Annotated in this window: 17 protein-coding genes; 3 read left to right on the forward strand and 14 right to left on the reverse strand. The window is 54.1% G+C overall.

Annotated elements, in window-relative coordinates; all coding sequences use genetic code 11:
• Position 1: 1 nt before the first annotated feature.
• The 6 genes from P0Y67_RS02880 to hemL form a co-directional block, all read right to left on the reverse strand.
• Complete coding sequence (locus tag P0Y67_RS02880; protein WP_192015508.1) at positions 2 to 991, reverse strand: ABC transporter permease; 990 nt, start codon at positions 989 to 991, stop codon at positions 2 to 4.
• Positions 992 to 1,131: 140 nt separating this feature from the next.
• Positions 1,132 to 2,805 carry an ABC transporter substrate-binding protein gene (locus P0Y67_RS02885; protein WP_342390672.1) on the reverse strand — a complete coding sequence of 558 codons (1,674 nt, stop codon included), beginning with the start codon at positions 2,803 to 2,805 and terminating at the stop codon, positions 1,132 to 1,134.
• A gap of 903 nt (positions 2,806 to 3,708) precedes the next feature.
• Entirely contained in the window at positions 3,709 to 7,146 is a 3,438-nt protein-coding gene (locus P0Y67_RS02890; protein ID WP_342390748.1) for a response regulator, read from the reverse strand.
• 284 nt (positions 7,147 to 7,430) lie between these two features.
• Positions 7,431 to 8,471 carry a 16S rRNA (guanine(1207)-N(2))-methyltransferase RsmC gene (gene rsmC / locus P0Y67_RS02895; RefSeq protein ID WP_342390673.1) on the reverse strand — a complete coding sequence of 347 codons (1,041 nt, stop codon included), beginning with the start codon at positions 8,469 to 8,471 and terminating at the stop codon, positions 7,431 to 7,433.
• Positions 8,472 to 8,566: 95 nt separating this feature from the next.
• A complete protein-coding gene (locus tag P0Y67_RS02900) occupies positions 8,567 to 9,649 on the reverse strand; it encodes an AI-2E family transporter (RefSeq protein WP_446728790.1) in 1,083 nt (360 codons plus the stop codon).
• Positions 9,650 to 9,894: 245 nt separating this feature from the next.
• The gene (hemL, locus tag P0Y67_RS02905; RefSeq protein ID WP_342390674.1) at positions 9,895 to 11,190 is read right to left on the reverse strand and encodes a glutamate-1-semialdehyde 2,1-aminomutase; all 1,296 of its coding nucleotides are present in this window, start codon (positions 11,188 to 11,190) and stop codon (positions 9,895 to 9,897) included.
• A 195-nt stretch (positions 11,191 to 11,385) separates the two neighbouring features.
• On the opposite strand from hemL, the gene erpA reads away from it, so the two are divergent.
• Positions 11,386 to 11,727 (forward strand): iron-sulfur cluster insertion protein ErpA, encoded by a 342-nt coding sequence (erpA, locus tag P0Y67_RS02910; RefSeq protein WP_027253150.1) that lies wholly within the window; start codon positions 11,386 to 11,388, stop codon positions 11,725 to 11,727.
• Positions 11,728 to 11,807: 80 nt separating this feature from the next.
• Here the strand turns inward: erpA and P0Y67_RS02915 are convergent, their stop codons facing one another.
• Positions 11,808 to 13,136 carry a peptidoglycan DD-metalloendopeptidase family protein gene (locus P0Y67_RS02915; RefSeq protein ID WP_342390675.1) on the reverse strand — a complete coding sequence of 443 codons (1,329 nt, stop codon included), beginning with the start codon at positions 13,134 to 13,136 and terminating at the stop codon, positions 11,808 to 11,810.
• A 138-nt stretch (positions 13,137 to 13,274) separates the two neighbouring features.
• On the opposite strand from P0Y67_RS02915, the gene tyrS reads away from it, so the two are divergent.
• Positions 13,275 to 14,462, forward strand: a complete 1,188-nt coding sequence (gene tyrS / locus P0Y67_RS02920) for a tyrosine--tRNA ligase (protein WP_192015514.1) — start codon at positions 13,275 to 13,277, stop codon at positions 14,460 to 14,462.
• Between the two features lie 53 nt (positions 14,463 to 14,515).
• On the opposite strand, the gene P0Y67_RS02925 is transcribed toward tyrS, so the two are convergent.
• Genes P0Y67_RS02925 through P0Y67_RS02935 form a run of 3 tightly spaced genes read right to left on the reverse strand, consistent with a single transcriptional unit; the run spans position 14,516 to position 16,551 of the window.
• Positions 14,516 to 15,109 (reverse strand): flavodoxin family protein, encoded by a 594-nt coding sequence (locus P0Y67_RS02925; RefSeq protein ID WP_342390676.1) that lies wholly within the window; start codon positions 15,107 to 15,109, stop codon positions 14,516 to 14,518.
• An 11-nt stretch (positions 15,110 to 15,120) separates the two neighbouring features.
• Entirely contained in the window at positions 15,121 to 16,110 is a 990-nt protein-coding gene (locus tag P0Y67_RS02930; protein ID WP_342390677.1) for a questin oxidase family protein, read from the reverse strand.
• Positions 16,111 to 16,134: 24 nt separating this feature from the next.
• Positions 16,135 to 16,551 (reverse strand): VOC family protein, encoded by a 417-nt coding sequence (locus P0Y67_RS02935; RefSeq protein ID WP_342390678.1) that lies wholly within the window; start codon positions 16,549 to 16,551, stop codon positions 16,135 to 16,137.
• A gap of 163 nt (positions 16,552 to 16,714) precedes the next feature.
• Between P0Y67_RS02935 and P0Y67_RS02940 the strand changes: the two genes are divergently transcribed.
• The gene (locus tag P0Y67_RS02940) at positions 16,715 to 17,311 is read left to right on the forward strand and encodes a DedA family protein (protein ID WP_342390679.1); all 597 of its coding nucleotides are present in this window, start codon (positions 16,715 to 16,717) and stop codon (positions 17,309 to 17,311) included.
• A gap of 2 nt (positions 17,312 to 17,313) precedes the next feature.
• Here the strand turns inward: P0Y67_RS02940 and P0Y67_RS02945 are convergent, their stop codons facing one another.
• The 4 genes from P0Y67_RS02945 to mtnN form a co-directional block, all read right to left on the reverse strand.
• Entirely contained in the window at positions 17,314 to 17,931 is a 618-nt protein-coding gene (locus tag P0Y67_RS02945; RefSeq protein ID WP_342390680.1) for a TRIC cation channel family protein, read from the reverse strand.
• 136 nt (positions 17,932 to 18,067) lie between these two features.
• On the reverse strand, positions 18,068 to 18,976 hold the full coding sequence (btuF, locus tag P0Y67_RS02950; RefSeq protein WP_342390681.1) for a vitamin B12 ABC transporter substrate-binding protein BtuF: 909 nt from the start codon (positions 18,974 to 18,976) through the stop codon (positions 18,068 to 18,070).
• Positions 18,973 to 19,929 (reverse strand): cobalamin biosynthesis family protein, encoded by a 957-nt coding sequence (locus P0Y67_RS02955; RefSeq protein ID WP_342390682.1) that lies wholly within the window; start codon positions 19,927 to 19,929, stop codon positions 18,973 to 18,975. The genes btuF and P0Y67_RS02955 overlap by 4 nt, the downstream gene beginning before the upstream one ends.
• On the reverse strand, positions 19,929 to 20,630 hold the full coding sequence (mtnN, locus tag P0Y67_RS02960) for a 5'-methylthioadenosine/S-adenosylhomocysteine nucleosidase (protein ID WP_342390683.1): 702 nt from the start codon (positions 20,628 to 20,630) through the stop codon (positions 19,929 to 19,931). The genes P0Y67_RS02955 and mtnN overlap by 1 nt, the downstream gene beginning before the upstream one ends.
• Positions 20,631 to 20,640: the final 10 nt, after the last annotated feature.

The raw sequence follows: 20,640 nt of genomic DNA on the forward strand, positions 1-20,640 counted from the left end.
ATTATTTGCCTCCCTTACGCAGGCGAGGATCCAGTGCCACAATCAGCAGATCGGCCAGGAAGTTAAAGAACAGCATAAACAGCGTCATGATCAGCAGCTGACCTTGCAGTACCTGATAGTCACGGGCGTGAATGGCATTGAGCATCACAGTACCCAGGCCCGGATAGTTAAAGATGATTTCGACAATCAGCTGTCCGCCAATCGCCATTCCCAGCGCCATTGACAGTGCCGTTACGCTCGGCAGCATGGCATTACGGGCGGCATAGTTGAAAACCACGCGGTTTTCATTCAACCCTTTGCCTTTGGCCATGGTGATATAGTCTTCGTTGAGCAGGTTGATCATGTTATTACGCATGCTGATCAAAAAGCCGCCGATCTGAATGGCGGTGGCACACAGCAGCGGCAGTACCGCGTGGTACAGGACGTCTTTATAGAAAGCCAGGCTGGTCCAGTCTGGCAAAGTGCCCGGTGTATAGGCATAGCTGGTCGGGAACCATTTCAGGCCCATGCCGAAGGTAAAGAGCACCAGCATCGCGATAACCACAGGCGGTACGGCCTGGATCACCAGCATCCCGGGAGACACAAAGGCGTCATATTTACTGCCGCGTTTCCAGGCGGCGAAAATACCCAGCACAGAGCCGATGCAGAAGGCCATGATGACAGCAGAACCGGCCAGGAACATTGACCAGCCGACCGCCCCGCCCAATATTTCGGTCACGGTCTGCGGATAAAATTTGATTGAAATACCCAGATCCCAGTTGAGGATACTTTTGATATAGGTGAAATATTGTTGGTACCAGACCTGGGCTTCATCAAAGCCAAGCAGTTTTTTCATTGCTTCGATACGCTCGGCAGTCACCTGAACGGAAGCATTGGCAAACATCATTGTCACCGGATCGCCGGGCATCGCCCGGGGAATTGCGAAGTTCAACGTGGCTGCAAACAGCAAGGCAACCAGGTAGAACGATAAACGACGTAGAAAAAATCCCATAACTCACACCTTTCCCAACCAGTGACTTACGACTCTGGGCTGAACTCTGGACGAAAAACCCCCTGACGCCAGGCGCCATACTTTATACAGTGTGGGGGAAGAGGCGGTGCGCAGAACACGCACCGCAAATTAAGCAATAATTATGATTTTGGTTTCAGGTCAATGACTTGAAGTAAACGCTCTGGAACGCCAGCCCAAACCATTGGACGACCGTTCGGGTGTTTCTCGTTCCACCAGCCAGTGAAGCGGCTTGTGTTGTACTGGAACATATCAGCACTGGACATCACAGGAATGGTGATCTGATTTTCAGCAATGATTGCCTGAATCTGATTGGCCATTTTCTTCTGCTCGTCTTTGTTGGCTGTTTTGTAGAAACCATCCAGCAGTTTGTCTAGCTCGGCATTCTTGAAGAAGTGCATGGCAAAACGCGGGTTTCCTTCGCCCTGCAGGCGGGAGTTGTAACCACTGTTCCAGTACAGATGCGGATCCGCACCGTGGAAGTAGTTGGTGTACGCCACGTCATACGTCCCTTTGATCATGCCTTCGTTATACACAGCGAAGTCAGGGGTACGTGCGTTAGCCTTGATACCGGCTTCCTGCAGTTGTTCAACCGCCAGCTGTACTGTGTTGTTGAAGTCGGTCCAGCCGTTCGGAGATTGCACATCCAGCTCAATCTTTTTACCGCTTGGTGTTTCAACGAAACCGTCGCCGTCGATGTCTTTAAAGCCGGCTTTTTTCAGCAGGGCTTTTGAGTTATCAAGGTTGTAGGTGTTGAAATCTTTGTACTTGTTGTAAACCGCATTGTCAGACCAGGCTTTGAAACCGTCACCCAGACCAGACGCATAGTGGTTTGGTGTACCGCTGCCATAGAAGGCAATGTCGATAATGGTTTGACGGTCAATGGCCATAGAGAAAGCACGACGGAAGTCTACATTGTTGATGGCTTCGTTGTTACCGGCTTTTGGCGACTTGAAGTTCAGCATGAAGGCCTGGGTGCCGGACGCCGGATACCAGTATTTGTGGTTCGGGTTAGAGGCCGCGTACGTGCTGTCGATGTCCGGGATGAACGATGAAGTCCAATCCAGCTCAGAGGCAATGACTTTGCTCAGCAACTGGTCGTTGTTGGCAATCTGAGGCATACGAAGACAGTCTACATCCAGGTTAGCGTTATCCCAGTAGTGCGGGTTACGGCACTGAATGTACAGCTGAGGGGTGAAAGTGTCGATTTCAGTGAACGGACCTGTACCTACCGGATTTTCGTTGGCAAAGGTTTCAGGCTCTTTCACTTTGCTCCAGATGTGCTCAGGTACGATCGAAACGAAAGACATTTCATACGGTACGTTGGAGTTGGCTTCAGTCAGATCGAAAGTGATCTTGTTGCCGTCAACTTTGACATCTTTCACCCACTTGATGATACCGCGCTGGTCAAGCGCAGGGTGATTTTTCAGCAGCTCATAGGTGAAGGCCACGTCTTTGGCAGTAAAGGGTTTACCGTCTGACCACTGAACGCCGTCACGAATCACAAAAGTGACTTGCAGCAGGTCGTCAGACATATAGAAATCTTTCGCCAGACGCATGACAGGCTCGTTGCCGTGCATCTGGTTGAAAATGACCAGTTGCTCAAATACGAAGTCTGTGGTGGTACGCAGGTTGGTTTGCAAATATGGGTTGAAGTTACGTACCAGAGTCGGATAAAAATCGGGCACGATGGTCAGCTCACTGCGCTCAGCACTCATCGCAGGAGAAGTCATGGCAGCGGCAGCCGCGGCCAGGATGGCAAGTGTTACCTTTGTTTTCTTTATGTTGGCAAGCATAGCTGTTCCTTACTCTTTGCTTTGTAGGGTTTACGTTTCACTTAGGTTCCCCTCCATCTATGGTGGGGCTGGTAATCCACTCTGGACCGGTTGAGTAAAGCGACCTGGTGCAGATGGCCTGTGGACACTCAGTGCCCTAAGGAAACGACTTCGGGCGTGAATCGTCAATTGCATTGCACGTTAAAAACGTCAAAAACGCTGAGCTTGCTGTCAAAAACGTAAAAATCGTCCGCTATTCTACGGAAAAATGCCAGCCATTCTATCCTTAAACCGAATTGATAACTATCCTCATATGAGTACTTACTATCGAAATATTTCATTATTATTAATAGGTTAGTTTTTATTTTAACAATGAAGTTCACTGGCTTTGAACGTAAAAGCCCTTATTTTCAAACGGAAATTTTTTGTGAAGATTTTGTTGTGATTGGCATCTCATATCATGAAATTTATCATTAGTCGCCCTTGGTTTGTGGCAGTTCAGGCGATTTTTTCATCACCAGATGGTGGCAGTTTGTACTTTATGTTGGGTGAAAACTAAGCTTATTTTTCGTCACGAGAATTCACTGACGGGCGATTTAGGGGCGAGAACTGTGGCATGAGCCGCGATCTGAAAAACGCGCATGGTGCGGCGCGTGGCTGAGCGGCTGATGGCGGATGGGAGGCTGATGGTATGGCGAACTGATAGCGCACGGGAGGCTGATGGCACGCGGGGTACTGATGGCGGATGAGAGACTGATGACGTGGCGTACGGAGGGCGACGGAATTGCTGTCCGGGCCGCAGAGTGATACAAACCAGCCTCTAATCAAATAGGGTTATTTGAGGCCATAGATGACAGTCATTCACCCAGCAGCGGCGATCTTACACGGGGGAGCTCCCCATTGTCCGGGATGAAACGGCTGAACTTACTGGCTGATCATACGCTGAAGCCGGTTGCGCATCTCAAGGATCGCTTCCCTGTCCCGGCTCACTTTGGTACAGCGTTCCAGCACAAAATCCAGCGTGTTGAGAACGGTGCGCCAGCGCGGTGTTTTCGGCAGGGTTTCCAGCTGTAAATATTTGTCCAGGGTACGGGTTTGCAGCGTGCTCCTGTCGAGGTACACGCGCCACAGGCCACTTTCTTCTGCCAGATCAAACTTGGTTTTTCCGGTGGAGGCTTCCCAGAACTGCAGGCAGTCTTTCATCACATCCACCAGCATTTGTCTCAGTTGATCGGCTTTATCCGGCTGAGTATGATCCAGCCGGTCGGCCAGCTGGCTGAACTCGCCGCCCATGTCGCGTAAACGCTGCAGGCTGTGTTTGTCGCCATCTGTCGCGAAACCGGAGAGCACATCCACGGCATTTTCCAGTAACGCAATGCGTTGTACTGAGCTGGGGCCCTGACTGTCAAAGATAAACATCTGGCTGAGCCCGGACTCGGCGGGCAGCTGGATAAGATCGGTCGCCAGAGTCTGCTTGCCATCCTGAATCCGATAGCTCAGGTCGCCGCTGTAATGGCGGTTCTGCTCAATATCCTCAGGCAGCTGGGTCAGCAGCAGATCCTGAATCGACAAGCGTTCCAGCTGCTCAGGCGCACGCTGAAAGAGTTGACCGGCGGCATTATTGGCATAACGGATGCGGCCGTCTTCGCGGGTGCACAGTATGGCCTCGCTGGTGGATTCCAGCAGACCCAGCAGACGTGTCTGGGTATCCAGCAGGGCCAGCTGTACTTGTTCGCGGTGGCGGATTTCCTGCTGCAGCCATTGATTTTCAGTGCGCTGCCTTTCTGTCTGGGCGGCTTGCAGGTGGGCCCGGATCCGGGCAGTCAGCTCGTCTTTATTAAAGGGTTTGGTCAGGTAGTCGTTGGCACCAAATTCAAAGCCTTTGACTCGGTCCCGCACTTGGCCTAATGCAGACAGCATGATGACCGGCAGTTCAGTCAAACTGTAGCGGGTACGTAACTGCTGGCACACTTCATAGCCGCTCATGCCCGGCATCATCACATCAAGCAGCACCAGTGACGGTTGATGCGCTTCCATCAGACTGAGGGCTTGCTGACCGTTTTCTGCGGTGATCACCCGATAGCCGGCAATGCGTAAAAAGCTGGTGACGACCTGTAAGTTCACCGGTTCATCGTCGACCACCAGCAGGAGCTCGCCATCAGGATTATCAGGCAAGTCATCAATATTGACCGTATTGGCATCCTGGCGCGGCGCCTGGAAATGGCCATGCTGCGGCGTGCTGAGCTGGCTGCGGGCAATGTCCTCTTTGGTGGCCAGCGGCAGGGTGAAGCTGAAGGTCGTCCCTATCATTGGCTGGCTGCTGACATACAGGCTGCCGCCCATCAGCTCAATCAGCTGACGGCTGATGGACAGTCCCAGCCCGGCTCCCTGGTGATAGTTCGCCGAGCCTGTGTTGGCCTGCACCAGGGGTTCAAAAATGTGTTCCAGTTGCTCAGCGGGTATACCCTGGCCGGTATCGACGACCTGGATGCGGACCTGGCTTTCCAGCACAGTAGCAGAAAGAATAATTTTGCCCTCTGAGGTGTACTTAATGGCGTTGCCCACCAGGTTGTACAATATCTGTTCCAGGCGTTGCTCGTCAGCAATCACCAGAGGTAAATCCGCTGGGATCTGATTGATGATACGCACTGGTTTGCCATCGAGCAGGTGTGCCGACAGTTCAAGCACTAAACGGTTGGCCGCGGCCAGATCGACCGCGTGGGGCTGGATATCCAGATCGCCATAGCGCATTTTGTGGTAGTCGAGCAAATCGTCGACCAGCTTGGTCAGGCGCTGACCACTGCTGATGATCATGTTCAGCTGGCGTTGCTGATCCGGCTGGATCGGCCCGTTGGCACCGGCCAGCATGGCTTCGGCGATGCCGACCATGCCGTGCAGCGGGGTGCGCAGTTCATGGGAGGTGGTGGCCAGAAATTCGTCTTTGAGCTTGTCTGCCGCCTGCAGCTCTTCGTTCTGTTGCTGGATCACGGCCAGGTTGTGTTCCAGCTCGGTATTTTGCTCGCGGATCAGGGTGATTTTTTCGCGAATGGAGCGTTGCATTCGGGCAAAGCTGATCGCCAGACGGCCAATTTCATCACGGCGATCGGTCGAGGTGATCTTTTGATCCAGATCGCCGGCTGAGACTTGCTCGGCGGCCCAGGTCAAGCGCAGCAACGGGGCGGTGATGTAATTGGACAGCCAGTGCGCCGTGATGGTCACCAGTATAACGGCGCCCAAAATGGCAAGGAGAAAAAATTCCTCTAACTGGTGGATACGGGAGAAAGCTTCCTGCTCAGGCAGCTCAACCACCAGGGCCCATTTGTTGCCGAGCACGTCAATGGGCGCGTACGCACTCAGCACAGGAATATTGTTGAAGTTCAGTAAGCTGCCGACGCCAGCCTGGCCTGCCAGTGCATGATCAATGCCGGCACTGGCCAGCTCTGCCGGTAAGTCACCGTCGTTGGGCAGGCGCAGGTTGTGGTCCTGCCCGATGAGCAGCGTCTGGACGTACTGATTGGCCTCACTGCTGCTGGACATGACATCGGCAATGGTGCGGTTGCTCAGTTTAAAGAAAGCGTAACTGTGCAGGTAGCCATGCTGAATGATCGGGGCGGCGAACCAGGCGGTCGCTTCCCGGTTATCGCCATCGGCGGCAAAATCGGTAAAGGCGATAGGCATCTGCTCTGGCTCGCGATCACCTAAGTCCCTGTGGCTGTTACGAGATTGCCGCTCTCTGAACTGGGCGGTCAGGGTTTTGATGGTGCTGTAAGTCTGGCTGAGTGCCGGGTAGTGCGCGCTGCCGGCCCCTAAACGGGCTGCAAACAAATCCGGGCTGCGAGAGGTGTACACCACATTACCATCGAGATCCACCAGCAGCAGGTCACTGAAATCAGAGCGTTTCAGATATTCCTCATAGGCCCAGTGGTAGCGTTTGTAGATCAGGCGATACCTTTCCTGAACGATAAAATCAGGGGAGGTGTTATCCACTTCGCTGGACGGTGGCCGGGAGATCAGGGTACGACTGAAGTATTCGCCGTTAGTCGAGCCTTTGCTGAGGCGGTTGATGTCCCCTAACTGGCGGAAGGCGCCGACTATGCCGTAGAAGCGCCCGCCACTGGCGTTGGCCAGTTCAGAGCGAACAAAGCTCTGTATTTCAGATTCTTTCGCGGTAAAAAAGGCACTGAGCTGCTGGCGTTTGTTATCGCGCAATGACGCCAGGTGGCTGGTACTCTGTTCGGCCAGATCCCGGGTGTGTGAATGCAGGAAAAACAAGGAAGACAGGGTGAGCGGGATCAGGCTCAGCAACAGGAAAGCCAGCATCAGAGTGTGCTGGAGACGTTTAAAACGGGTGGTATTTTGCATGTCCGGCTGACCTTTGATCTGCTGATACAAATCTGTCTGTGCTGCTATCAAAAGCGCTCACTGGCATTTTTGCCTAAACGCAGCCAGCCGTTTTGACGGCGAACGGGCAGTTTACGCGGGGCTTTTACAGCTGAGTTACCGTTTATACTGAGTTTTTTTTCACAATCAAGGAAGTCATGGATGAAGCGTGTGCTATGACACAATTTTGACGGATTTGACGGACTTTGCCGCTAAAAGCAGGGATTTTATTGCCTGCCATCACAAAAGACGGCAGGCAAACAGACTTATTTTTTTGCGTGATAAATGGAGAACTTATTGTTTCTGGCGCGAATGTCATAGCCTCCCAGGCAACGTTCCAGCAAAGGCGGATATTGCAGAAAATTATTGGCCACTATCACCAGCTCCCCGCCAGCACTCAGGTGAGCCGGAGACTGTTCGATAAACTGCTCAGTGGCAGCATAGAAGGTTTTCAAACCGGCATGGAAGGGCGGGTTGCTGATGAGAAAGTCGTATTGCTCCGGCAGCGAATGATAGACATCGGTGGCAATAAAACCCCCTTCCAGGTGGTTGACGCGGAAAGTCTCTCTGGCAGAAGCAATGGCCAGGGCGCTGATATCCGCCAGATCCAGTGTGATATCCGGAAAACGGGTTTTCATCACCGCACCTATGACACCGGCGCCGCAGCCAAAATCCAGCACACGTCCGGACAGATCCGGCAGGTTGTCAACCAGAAGACGGGAACCCTGATCAAACTCGCCCAGGCTGAACACGCCCGGCAGTGAACGAATCGTGAGTGTGTGTTCACCAATCGTCAGGGTGTAACTGCGGAACCAGTCATCAAGCTTGAACTCGGGTGCCTGCTCCTGACAGCGCCCCCAGTAAAAGCTGCACCGGCGTGCGGTATCGTATTTATTGAGCGGGCCGTAGGAGGCAAACATTTTTTCGGCACTGCGCACGCCACTGCGGTTTTCACCCACAATGCAGATCTCGGTTTCCGGTCCGCAATGCGCCAGCAGCATCGCCAGCAGATACTCGGCTTCGGCTTTGGCTTTCGGCCAGTAGAGCAGGATCATGTCGACCCCCTGCGCATCGTCGGCTGACAGTTCCGCACCGAAATGGCTGCTGATCTTGCCGGAACGGCTCAGGCTGAGATGCTGGCCATAGTGGGTGGTGAAGACCCGGACACTGCTGGCGACGGCTGCCAGCTCTATCGGATAGAGATCGTCCAGTTCTCCGGCGACCAGCACATGGCGATCGGTAAAAAAGTCGATTTGACGGGCAACTACCTGGCTGGCAGCACTATAGGTCGACGCATTGGAAGACATGAGAGCCTCTGTGGTGATTCTGATTCCGGGCGTGAATTGTTCCACAATTCCGGCCGTATGAAAAGGCAGCCGTTGGTGCGGCTACCGACGGGTGACTAGCTCTGATCCTGCTGGTCGAGAAAGTCTTTAAACTCGGTTTCATAGAGTTTAAACAAGACTAAGGTGACCGCGAAAATGATCGGTCCGTAAATCAGGCCAATCAGCCCGAACAGATGCAAGCCGCCAAGAATAGAGAAGAAAATCAACAAGGTATTCATGCCCGAGTTGCCCTGCATCAGCAGCGGCCGAACGAAATTGTCGATAGAGCCAACCACAATAATGCCCCAGGCGATCAGAAACACCGCCCATTGCCATTGATCGATCAGCAGCAGGTACAAGGAGGCGGGTAACCAGATCAGTGCCGTACCGAACACAGGAATAAAGGAGGCAAACGCCATCATAGATCCCCAGAACAGTCCCGGGAAACCGGCTAGCCACATTGCAAAGCCGCCGGCGACACCTTGTGCCAGCGCGGTCAGGAAGGATCCCATGACGGCGGATTTCGCCACCTGCTCGACTTCTGTCAGCAGGGCATCTTCCTGGCTGCGCGATAAAGGCAACACATGGCGCAGAGTAGCGACAATTTTGTCGTGGTCACGTAACAGAAAGAAGAGCACAAACAGCATCAGCAGAAAGCTGAGCACAAAGTTAGTGGCGTCACCCAGCAATTTGGCACTGATGTTCAGCAGCTGCGTACCCAGCTTAGAGGCCGCTGACGCCAGCTTCTGAACGATGGAGTGCACATCCAGGCTTTCAAACGGCGACCATTTATTGATGGTATGCAGCACAGTTTGCGCGTAAGGGTGCGACAGCACTTCCTTGGGCCCGCCGGTTGTCAGCCAGGCGTAGCTGTCTTTGGAAAAAGCGGAGCCTTGCTGAACAATGGACGCGAAGACGACCAGCACCGGGATCACTATGATAAAGGTCAGTATGGTGCAGGATAAAATGGCAGAGCGGTTTGGCCGGCCAAAGCGCTTTTCAATTCTGGCGTGCAACGGATAGAACAGCAGGGAAATGATAAAGGCCATGACGATTGGGCCGAGATATGGCTCAATCAAGCGGTAACTGGCATAGGTGGCCACTGCCAACGCAGCCATGAGCATCCAGTGTCTCGACTGGGCTTGAAAAGGTTTTGGCACGGGGTTGTCCTTCAGCAGTTTGCAATTTGTTTATCATTGCATCCGGTTGAGGTGCTGGCAATGGCGTCAGTGAGTATTTCTGTGATATTTCAGTGACATCTGTTCGGAACAAAAGAGGGCCATTCTGTCACAGGGGGCAGGCTGCACAAAATGCCGTGGGCTGTGCAAGTGGCTGAGTAAAGGGCAGAGCAAAGAAAAGGGCAGGATTTCTCCTGCCCTTGCGAAATCAGATTAAGATGCGCGCCTTACTGGGCTTCTTGTGCCAGAGTCGCAAACGCGTATTCTGCCGCTTCCAGCGTAGCGTCGATTTCTTTCTCGCCGTGTGCCAGCGAGGTAAAGCAGGCTTCGAATGCCGAAGGTGCCAGATACACGCCTTTTTGCAGCATCAGGTTGAAGAAACGCTTGAATCGCTCTACATCACAGCGGGCAACGTCCTGGTAGCTGTGCACATTTTCTTGATCGGTAAAGAAGAAACCGAACATAGCACCGACCTGATTGGTCACCAGCGGGATGCCGTATTTGTCGGCCAGCGCCTGAAAACCTTCAGCCAGACGTTGGGTGGTTTGCGCCAGACGTCTCTCATTGCCTTCCTGAGTCAGGATCGTCAGGCAAGCGTAACCGGCAGCCATGGCAACTGGGTTACCCGACAGCGTACCGGCCTGATACACAGGGCCGGTCGGTGCAATATACTGCATGACCTCGCGGCGGCCGCCGAACGCGCCGACAGGCATACCGCCGCCAATGATTTTACCCAGAGTCGTCAGATCCGGTTTGACGTCGTAGTAAGCCTGAGCGCCGCCGTGAGCGACACGGAAACCTGTCATTACTTCGTCCAGGATCAGCAGGGCGCCGAACTCGTCACAGATCTCGCGCAGCCCTTGCAGGAAGCCCGGAACAGGTGGAATGCAGTTCATGTTGCCAGCCACAGGTTCCACTATGATGCAGGCAATTTGCTCCGGGTGTTCAGCAAAGGCTTCACGCACCGATTCCAGGCTGTTGAAGGTGCAAGTCAGTGTGTGTTTGGCGAAATCTGCCGGCACACCTGGCGAGCTTGGCTGGCCTAAGGTCAGGGCGCCGGAACCGGCTTTGACCAGCAGGCAGTCAGCATGGCCGTGGTAGCAGCCTTCGAATTTGATGATTTTGTCGCGGCCGGTGAAACCACGGGCCAGGCGAATGGCACTCATAGTGGCTTCGGTGCCAGAGCTGACCATGCGTACCATTTCCATCGATGGCACCAGCTGAGAGACCAGTTCCGCCATGGTGATTTCCATCTCGGTCGGCGCACCGAAGCTCAGACCCTGACGGGCGGCATCGATCACCGCATCACGGATGGCAACATGGTTGTGGCCAAGGATCATAGGTCCCCAGGAGCCGACATAGTCGATGTAAGCTCTGCCATCGGCATCAAAAATATAGGCACCGTCGGCACGCTCAATAAACAGCGGATCGCCGCCCACGCCAGCAAATGCGCGGACCGGAGAGTTGACCCCGCCAGGAATGGTGTGTTGTGCTTTGGCAAATAATTCAGCCGATTTGCTCATGGTTATTTCCTGTCATCCTTTGGTGATAAGGGCGCTATTGTACGTAAATGCGATTTCAATGGCGAGAGGGCATTTTTGTTGAGCCGCCCACTTATACGACGCGTTTGTGGTCAATACTTGAACGCAGCAGTCAGGTATTAGATAATCGTCGCAAAGGTCAGTTGACCAACATGAAGATGAATTGAGAGGTTGCTAATGAGCGATGCCAGTTTCCCGCTGAACTTTTCGGATGTTGCAGCGAATAAGGTGAAAGCGCTGATAGCGGAAGAGGAAAATCCTGAGCTGAAATTGCGTGTGTATATCACAGGCGGTGGCTGCAGTGGCTTCCAGTATGGTTTCACCTTTGACGAAAAAGTGAATGACGGCGATACCACCATAGAGAACAGCGGCGTCACCCTGGTGGTTGACCCTATGAGTCTGCAGTATCTCATTGGCGGTACGGTTGATTATACCGAAGGACTGGAAGGCTCCCGTTTCTTTGTGAGCAACCCGAATGCCACCACCACTTGTGGCTGCGGTGCATCCTTTAGCGTGTAAAGAGCCGTTACATGCGACGCCAAAAAAAAGCCGTCACCTTGGGTGACGGCTTTTTTGTTTGCCAATGGGTTATCTCAATATCAGCTTCTGGACGGTATTAAACTGGCGTTGCTATTGGTGGCCAGTAACTGGCGCAGCTGAGTAAGCTGAGCCAAACGTTCATTGGCTTGCTGCTTGAAGGCGGCTTTGTCTTTGCCTTGCAGCGAGTCTGACTGAGGCAGAGACACGGTTCTGGGGTTCTTGTGTACGCCGTTGACCAGAAACTCATAGTGCAGGTGAGCCCCGGTGACCCGGCCACTGCTGCCCAGTTTGCCGATTGTTTGTCCCTGTTTAACCCGCTGGCCGGTTTTCACCAAGCGTTTGCTCAGGTGCAGGTATTTGGTGACATAGGTGGAACTGTGGCGGATAAAGACGTAATTACCGTTGAACTGGTTGTAGGCCGATTTCATCACCACACCGTCACCGGCCGACCAAATAGGTGTCCCCACCGGGGCCACGTAATCGGTGCCGCGGTGCGCTTTCACCTGGCCGGTCACCGGGTGCAGACGGCGGGGGTTAAAGTTGGAACTGACGTAGCGGAAGTTCACCGGTGAGCGCAGGAAGGCTTTTTGCATCGCCCGGCCATCCGGATCGTAATATTTGCCATCCTGGCTGTTTCGGACCGCAGTGAAGGTCTGACCCAGGTTGGAGAAGGTGGCGGCAAGAATATTGCCGCGGCCTATGGGCTCGCCTTCGACATAGCGCTCTTCAAACAAGACTGAAAAGGTATCGCCTTCGCGGATATCCAGGGCAAAGTCGATATCCCAGCCAAAAATACCGGCAATTTCCATGATCTGGTTCGGCGTCAGACCGGCATCTGCCGCGGCGTTCCAGAAGCTGGAAGTGATCACCGCCTGGGCAAAATTGAGCTGAGTATCGACCTTCTTCACTTCGGTTCTGGAGTGGAAGGTGTCGCCTTTGCGGGTGATATAGAGGGTTTCTGTGGAATTAATCGGCTGAATGAGCTGAATCAGATCTTTGTTGTCATCGAGCCCGAACCGCAGTTTGTCGCCGGGACGTAATGTGATCAGAGATTTGGTGCCTTCATCGGCATTGATCAGGCGATAGAGTGTGGCTGGGCTGAGGCCGACTTTATCAAAGACCAGCGCCAGACTTTCACCCGGTTTGATCACATGCTCTGTCCAGGCCAGCGGAGGCGGTAACAAGGGAGGAGTGACGCCGTTTGCCTGCAGCTGAGGCCCGTTGACCTTGATGTCGAGCGGATAGAGTTTGCCGATTTCAAACTTTTGCTCAGGCTTCTCCATCTCCTCTGCGCCCGGCAGCAGGATCAGCAGTACAGTCACCGCACTGATAATGGTGATGAGAATCTGATGTATCCTTGGCAAACGGGAAAATTTTGATATTAGCATTTGATAATTATTTTGATGTTTTTTGCGCATAAGAGAAAAATAAGACAAGGCTAAGTCTAACTGGTTTCAAAAAACATCGCTATTCAAGTAATATTGCCCTTTATCATATTTATGCCAATTTTGTGGGAGTGAACAGGAATGGCCAGCATTGAGCATGCGTTAGCGGAAATTAAGCGCGGGGTCGACGAACTGATCCCGGAAGAAGAGTTGATTGCCAAACTGAAGGAAAATCGTCCTCTGCGAATTAAACTGGGGGCGGATCCGACAGCGCCGGACATTCATCTGGGCCACACTGTCATCCTCAATAAACTGCGGACCTTCCAGGAGCTGGGCCATGAGGTCACTTTCCTGATTGGCGACTTCACCGGTATGGTGGGTGATCCTACCGGTAAGAACACCACACGTCCTCCCCTGACCCGTGAAGATGTACTGCGCAATGCCGAAACCTATAAAGAGCAGGTTTTCAAGATTCTCGACCCGGCCAAAACCAAAATTGAATTCAACTCCACCTGGCTCTCTGAGCTGGGCGCTGAAGGCATGATCCGCCTGGCGGCCAGTCAGACGGTTGCTCGCATGCTGGAACGTGATGACTTCAAAAAGCGCTATAACGAAGGCCGTCCGATTGCCATTCACGAATTCATGTACCCCTTGCTGCAGGGCTATGACTCGGTGGCAATGAACACAGACGTTGAGCTGGGCGGAACGGATCAGAAGTTCAACCTGCTGATGGGCCGTGAGCTGCAGAAAGCGGAAGGTCAGAAACCTCAGGTGGTGCTGACCATGCCACTGCTGGTGGGTCTGGACGGCGTGAAGAAGATGTCCAAATCGGCCCATAACTACATTGGTGTGGCCGATGCCCCGACTGAGATGTTCGGCAAAATCATGTCAATTTCTGATGAGCTGATGTGGAACTACTATGAACTGCTGTCCTTCCGTCCGCTGGAAGAGATTGAGCAGCTCAAGCAGGAAATGGCGAACGGCCGTAACCCGCGCGATGTGAAAATTCTGCTGGCGAAGGAAATCATTGCCCGCTTCCACTCTGAAGCGGACGCTGATGCAGCCGAGCAGGATTTCATCAACCGTTTCCAGAAAGGGGCGATGCCGGATGAAATGCCTGAGTTCGAATTTGCAGCCGGTGTGGCAATCGCCAACCTGCTGAAAGATGCCGATCTGGTCAATTCAACCTCTGACGCACTGCGGATGATCCGTCAGGGCGCGGTGAAAATCGACGGCGAAAAAGTGGACGATACCAAGCTTGAGCTAAGTGCCGGTACGGCTGTGTATCAGGTCGGTAAGCGCAAGTTTGCCCGTATTACCCTGAAATAACAGCTTGTCATAGCATGAGAGAAGGCGCCATTACGGCGCCTTCTTTGTTTCTGTCAGGCCAGATATGGCACAGGCGCACCGGTCACTACCGGCTGGGTTTGCAGGAGTGCCGCCACCCGCTGGCCCAGATGGGCCGCGGTTTTCAGGTCGGTGTCACTGAGCTGTCCGGTCGGGGTGTGACCACTGGCACCCAGCTGGCGGCCCATCGGATTGATCCGTTTGTCGTCATAGCCATTGGGCATATCCATACCGACCCACAACATGCCATGCTGCATCGCCAGCACGAAGAGGTAGTTCAGGGTGCTGTCCTGCTCGCCGCCCAGACTGCCGCCGACGGTAAATCCGGCGGCCAGCTTGTTACGCCAGCCTTGCCCGCTCCAGCTGTCGCTGCTGGCATCGGCAAACGCTTTGAACTGAGCGGCGGGGCCGCCCATATAGGTCGGGCTGCCAAAGAAAATGGCATCGGCCTGCTGCAGGCTGGCAAACAGATCCGGATCGCTGAAGCGGCCGTTCTGAATATCTTCACCGGTAATGCGGTAGCGCATCACCTGAATGCCTGGCTGGGTTTTGGCACCCTGCGCGATCGCCTCGGCCATATGATGGGTTGCGCCAGAGCCGGAATAGTAAACCAGTGCAATTGTTTTCATGCGGTGTTCCTTCATTGTTCTTGGTGGGCGGCCAAGCGCATTTGAATCGCGGCCAGATATTCGTTGAACTGAAAAGTCTGATACAGGCGGCTGCAGCTGTAGGTCAGTTTGATACTGTGATCGTCCGACAGGGTGGCGACTGTGCTGAACCAGCCCACCCAGTCCGGCACAATGTCGCTTGGCTGCGACTGGCTCGGGAACGGACGATCCTGCGTGGAGCAGAAAGCCGCGACATACGCCTGCCAGTAGCAGGCCAGTGCCAGCCGGCGATCCGGCAGGAAAGGCATGAGCTGCAGCAAGGCATCAAACCCGGTGACCCCGTGCAGCAGGGTAAAGTCCCCGCTCGCCAGGTAAGCGCGAATAGTGAGGCGGGCAATATCCGATTCGGTGAGATCGTCAGGAACGGCGGCGATGGACGGATAGGCTGAGTGATGAACCACTTCATTAACGCGATCAACAATGATCCCGGGTTGAAACGCATAGTGTCTGAAAGCCTCGCACGCCTGCTTGAGCTGAGTTTCAGCCTGATACTGATCGGTGACATGTAGTTCACCTAAAGCCTGATACTCACTGGCCCAGTAGGCAAGCGAAACGGCAATTTCATCGGATTGACCTGTTTCTACCGCATAACTGAGGCGAATCAAGCCGTGAAAGGCGCTGGTGGCGAGGCCGGGCAGTAAGACGGGGAGCCATTCGCGCAGTACCGTATCTGTGCCCTCAAGAGCGATCTGCTGACGAAACTGCTGGTGAAAGGCCGGAAAACTGTCGCGATCCGCCAGGGCTGGTGTTGCGTGCCGGGGTGGGATCGTCTGACGGATCGGCCGTAAATTCGGCGCATATGCCTGATAAAAATGCTGTAGCTGGAATGAGCTGGCACCGCAACGTGCCAGAGCGACCAATGCCATGGGTAAATGATTCGACAACTCAGGCCCGTAGATGGGGTCAAATTGCAATCCCTTGTCAATCAAAGCCAGACATTCGGCGTGAATGGGCGCATGCATTTTCAGATCTCCTGTCCTGAGGGGTTAGAGGGAATAATCATTGCGCAGTAATGGATCGTCACTCAGATACTGGGTGAACTCCCATTCAATACCGTCCCTGTCATAAAAGTAGATCCGCTGGCGCCAGGGGTGACGGGTTTCCAGCTCATTTTCCCGGTATCCCGCGCTGAGCAGCCGCTCACGTACCTGTACAACATCATCAACGACCAGACCGATATGGTTGATCCCCAGATCCCGGTAGGGCGTGCGATCGATCTGATCGCGAGCAACCACTTGCTGCAGGGCCAGATACGTGTCGTCTGTACCGATATGGCACCAGCGATGCGTCGGCTGTTGTCCCAGATGACGAACGGTAAATTCCGGGATCGCGGTTTGCAGAAAGCGGATCGTGTTGTCCAGATCACGGACTGTGACATTGGCGTGTTCAACGTAGGGCACCATATGACCTCCTGTCGGATGTTGTGTTTTTGTTAGTAAGGTGTTTTGTTTACATATTAGTGTGGATTTGAATTAAGTAAAGTTTTTTGTTTACTTATAAGTGTAGGATCTTTCTTACGACGGCAATCGGGTATAGCATTAAAGTAAGCACACTCAGGAGAAGTCCATGCAGGAGCTGGTGCAGGAATTGTCGCCACTGATCGAGCAATACGGCTACATAGTGCTGGCACTGGCGATTGCCATTGAAGGGCTGGGGGTGCCGGCTCCCGGCCAGTCCCTGCTGATAGTGGCCAGTTATCTTGCCGCGAGCGGTGCGCTTTCTTTGCCGTCTGTCTTGCTGGTGGCGGGCGCAGCCAGCTGGCTAGGGAACACGGCAGGCTATGTGCTGGGTGCGATGCTGGCCCGGCTCGTTGAGCGGCGAGGATGGGCAAAGCCGGCATCTTTAGTCAAAGTGCATGCTTTTATTGATAAATATGGCGTGATTGGCTTGATCCTGAGCCGCTTTCTGGAAGGGATGAAACAATTGATCTGTCTAGGGTGCGGCCTCGCTCAGATGCCCTGGCACCTTTTTCTGACAGGCAATACTCTGGCGGTGGGAATTTGGCTGCTGGTGTTCGGCTATGGCCCGGCCTATTTTTATGACGAGATCGGACAGGCGGGTTTGTTCCTCCAGCGCCATCAGTATGCTTTATGGGTGCTGGCGGTAATTGCAGGGCTGGCGTTGCTGCTGAAATTGATTCGCAAGCGCCGCCCGACAAGTTAATTTTACTGACTGCTTCGCAGTGAGAAGGTTGGCAGCGACAGGTGCCAGCGAATGGCTGCCAGCCGGATAGACAGGGTCGTGGCAATACCGCACAGACTGGCGGCCGCTGTTTCCAGCCCAAAGTACAGCCCCACTGTGTGGACAATACCGCCCAGAATACAGGCGGTGGCATACACTTCGGTTCTTAATACCATGGGGACTTCACGGGCCAGTACGTCACGGATCACCCCGCCGCCGCAACCTGTGATCACGCCCATGATCACGGCCACCATAGGGGAAGCGCCAAAACGCAGCGCTTTTTCCACACCGATGGCGACAAAGACCGCCAGACCAATGGCATCGGCCACCGGCAGGAAATACCAGGGCATTTTACGCGGGTTCTGGATCGCCAGCATCGCCAGCAGACAGGTTGCAAAAATCACCCACAGGTAATTGGTGTCTGTGATCCAGAACACAGGTGTCGCACCCAGTGCCATATCGCGGATAGTCCCGCCGCCAATGGCAGTGACACAGGCCAGCACGACAACACCAAAGGGGTCCATCCTTAACCGTCCGGCAAGCAAAATACCTGAGATGGCAAAAACAGCGGTGCCAAACATATCAAGAGAGTAAATCAGCATAGGATTCCTGCACACAACCAGTGATTAAAAACCGCGCCACCCTGATCAAGATGTCGCGGTAAAAAGCGGCTGAGATTGTACGGCGAAATGTAACGCGCACAACCGATAACTTTGTCTTTGTGAGCTTATTCACATCCTACTGTGGGTGATGTTTGCGCACTTCATCCAGTTGCTTACAAATTTCCTGGGCGGCCAGCAATGCTCTGGGAGTAGGCCGGTTCAGCCAGTCTGCCTGGGTCTGATACAGATGCTGATCCCGGACCGCAGACAATTGTTCGCGCCAGGGCAACCAGAGGGTGAAGGCGTTGGCATCGGGGCCTGCACTGCCGTGGGTGGTGAATATCGCCTCAGGGCGGCGGACGATTACTTGCTCTTTCGATACCTGCGGGTACGCCACTGGACTGTCGGCAAAAATATTTTCGCCGCCGCAGAGCGCGAACACCTGGCTGGGCCAGCTATCGCCTGACATGCTCATGAGCGGCGAGATGCCCAGCTGGTAAAAATAGCGTACCGGTTTTTGATGCCCGTATTGCTGGTTTAGCTGTGCCATGGTCTGACGGAAATCCGAGGCAGCCTGATTGGCTGTGGTCGGATCATCGGCAAAAGTGCCGAGCGTTTCCAGGCTGTCGGCAATCGCATCGAGCGTCGTGGGATGGGAGTAAAAGATCCGGATGCCCAACTGTTCCAGTTTTGCCATTTCTCTGGGCGGGTTGCCGCCTTGCCAGGCCAGCACCAGATCAGGCTTCAAGGCCAGAATGCGTTCCAGCTTGATGCCCCGGTAGTTCGCGACCCGCTCCAGTGCCAGAGCTTGTGGCGGGTAATCACTGTAATCACTGGCGGCGATCAGTTTGCTGCCTAAACCTGCGGCATAGGCCAGCTCAGTGGTGTGCGGCGCAAGACTGATAATACGCTGAGGCTTGTTGCTACTGGCCTGGGCATCTTTGGTCTGCGCGTCTGCGGTCTGTGCTGCTTTGCCATCTACTGTCGTGACGACCAATAGCAAAGGCATCAGCAGGGCAATAACCAAGGGTCTAAACAGATTCACAACAGACTTCCCATCAAAAACATGCACACACTTTGCAGCGCCATCCAGGCCCATAACCGCTGTTGCAGCAGACGATCTATTTGCGATAAATGCAGGGCGGCAGGGGCGATACGGCCACCGAGTCGCGGACGTTCCAGCTTGCTGGTATCGTAGATAGCCGGGCCGCCTAAGGCCAGTTGCAGCTTATGGCCGGTGGCGGTGAGCAGCCAGCCTGGTCCGGGCAATTGCCAGTTTTCACCTTGCTCACGCAAGCCGCGAAAAGCGTCACGGCTGTTCTTGCCGACACTGATAGCCACGGCGAGCAGACGCAGGGGGACAATATCCAGTGTGGCCAGAATACGTACTGCAGGCAGGCCAAAATACTGATATTGCTTGCGGCTGGGAGACCAGCAACGGGCCAGGCTGACGGCCAGGCGGTAAAGAATGGCGCCAAAACCGCCTGCCACCGCGTACCAGAACAGCACGGCAGCCACCTGGCGGCCATAACTGAGCAACTGGGTTTCGGCGCAGGCTTTACCCAGGCCAAGCAGTGACAGCGTGTCAGTGTTTCGGTTGAGGGCGACAGAAAGCTGGGCTTTGCAGCTGGCCTTGTCTTCCCGGCTGTAGGCCTGAATGAAATGCTGGCTGAAGCGGCGGCTGTCACGCCAGCCGAGCGCGATCCACAGCAGCACCAGATGAAACAGGCTGTCTATCCACACCAGCTGATAGAAGGCGATCAATAGGATCAGAATGGTCATCCACATCAGCGACCAGGCCAGGGCACCGGATAATATCCGCTGGCGCGGTGTATCTGTGGCTTTGTTGACTCTGGCGGCCAGCTCAATGGCAACCTGTTGCCAGATCAGCAAAGGATGGATACTGGCTGGAATGGGCAGTAGCCAGTGTAATGCCAGCGCTCCCCACATCGCCAGCAGGGTTGGATGTTGACTGAGGAGCACAAGCAAATCGTTCATTAGCGGTTAAGCAGCTCCGCCATTTTAACCACCATGGCGGAAGAGCTTTTCGCCGCCAGCGGCAGGAATTCTTCAAAGCTCATCGGTGATTCTTTATCAGCCACATCTGAGATAGCACGTACTACCACAAAAGGCACCTTGAACTGATGGCAGGCCTGGGCAATTGCCGCGGCTTCCATTTCAACCGCGACCACCTGAGGGAAATGGGTGCGGATGCGTTGCTGTTGTTCAGCGCTGCACACGAAGGCATCACCGGTGCAAATCAAACCGCGGACCGCATGGGTGGTGTCATCAAGCTGAGTCAGCGCCTGCTCGGCGATCTGCATCAGTTTTTCGTCAGACAGGAAAGCGGCAGGTTGCTGCGCCATCTGGCCCATCTGGTAACCAAAGGCGGTGACATCGGCATCGTGATAGCGCACTTCGGTAGAGATAACCACATCACCGACATTCAGGCTGCTGTCAAATCCGCCGGCTGAACCTGTATTGACAACCAGGTCCGGTTCGAAAATTTCCAGCAAAATGGCAGTACCCACGGCGGCCGCGACTTTACCGATACCGGACTGAAGTAAGACCACTTCTGCCCCATTGAGGGTGCCGGTATAAAAGGTGCAGCCGCCTTTGTGCAGGGTGGTGCAGTTGTCGAGCTGGTTTTTCAGGATCACGACTTCCTGTTCCATTGCCCCAATAATGCCGATTTTCATTGATGTTATC

The sequence above is a fragment of the Photobacterium sp. SP02 genome, from assembly GCF_038519165.1.
Taxonomy (GTDB): Bacteria; Pseudomonadota; Gammaproteobacteria; order Enterobacterales; family Vibrionaceae; genus Photobacterium; species Photobacterium halotolerans.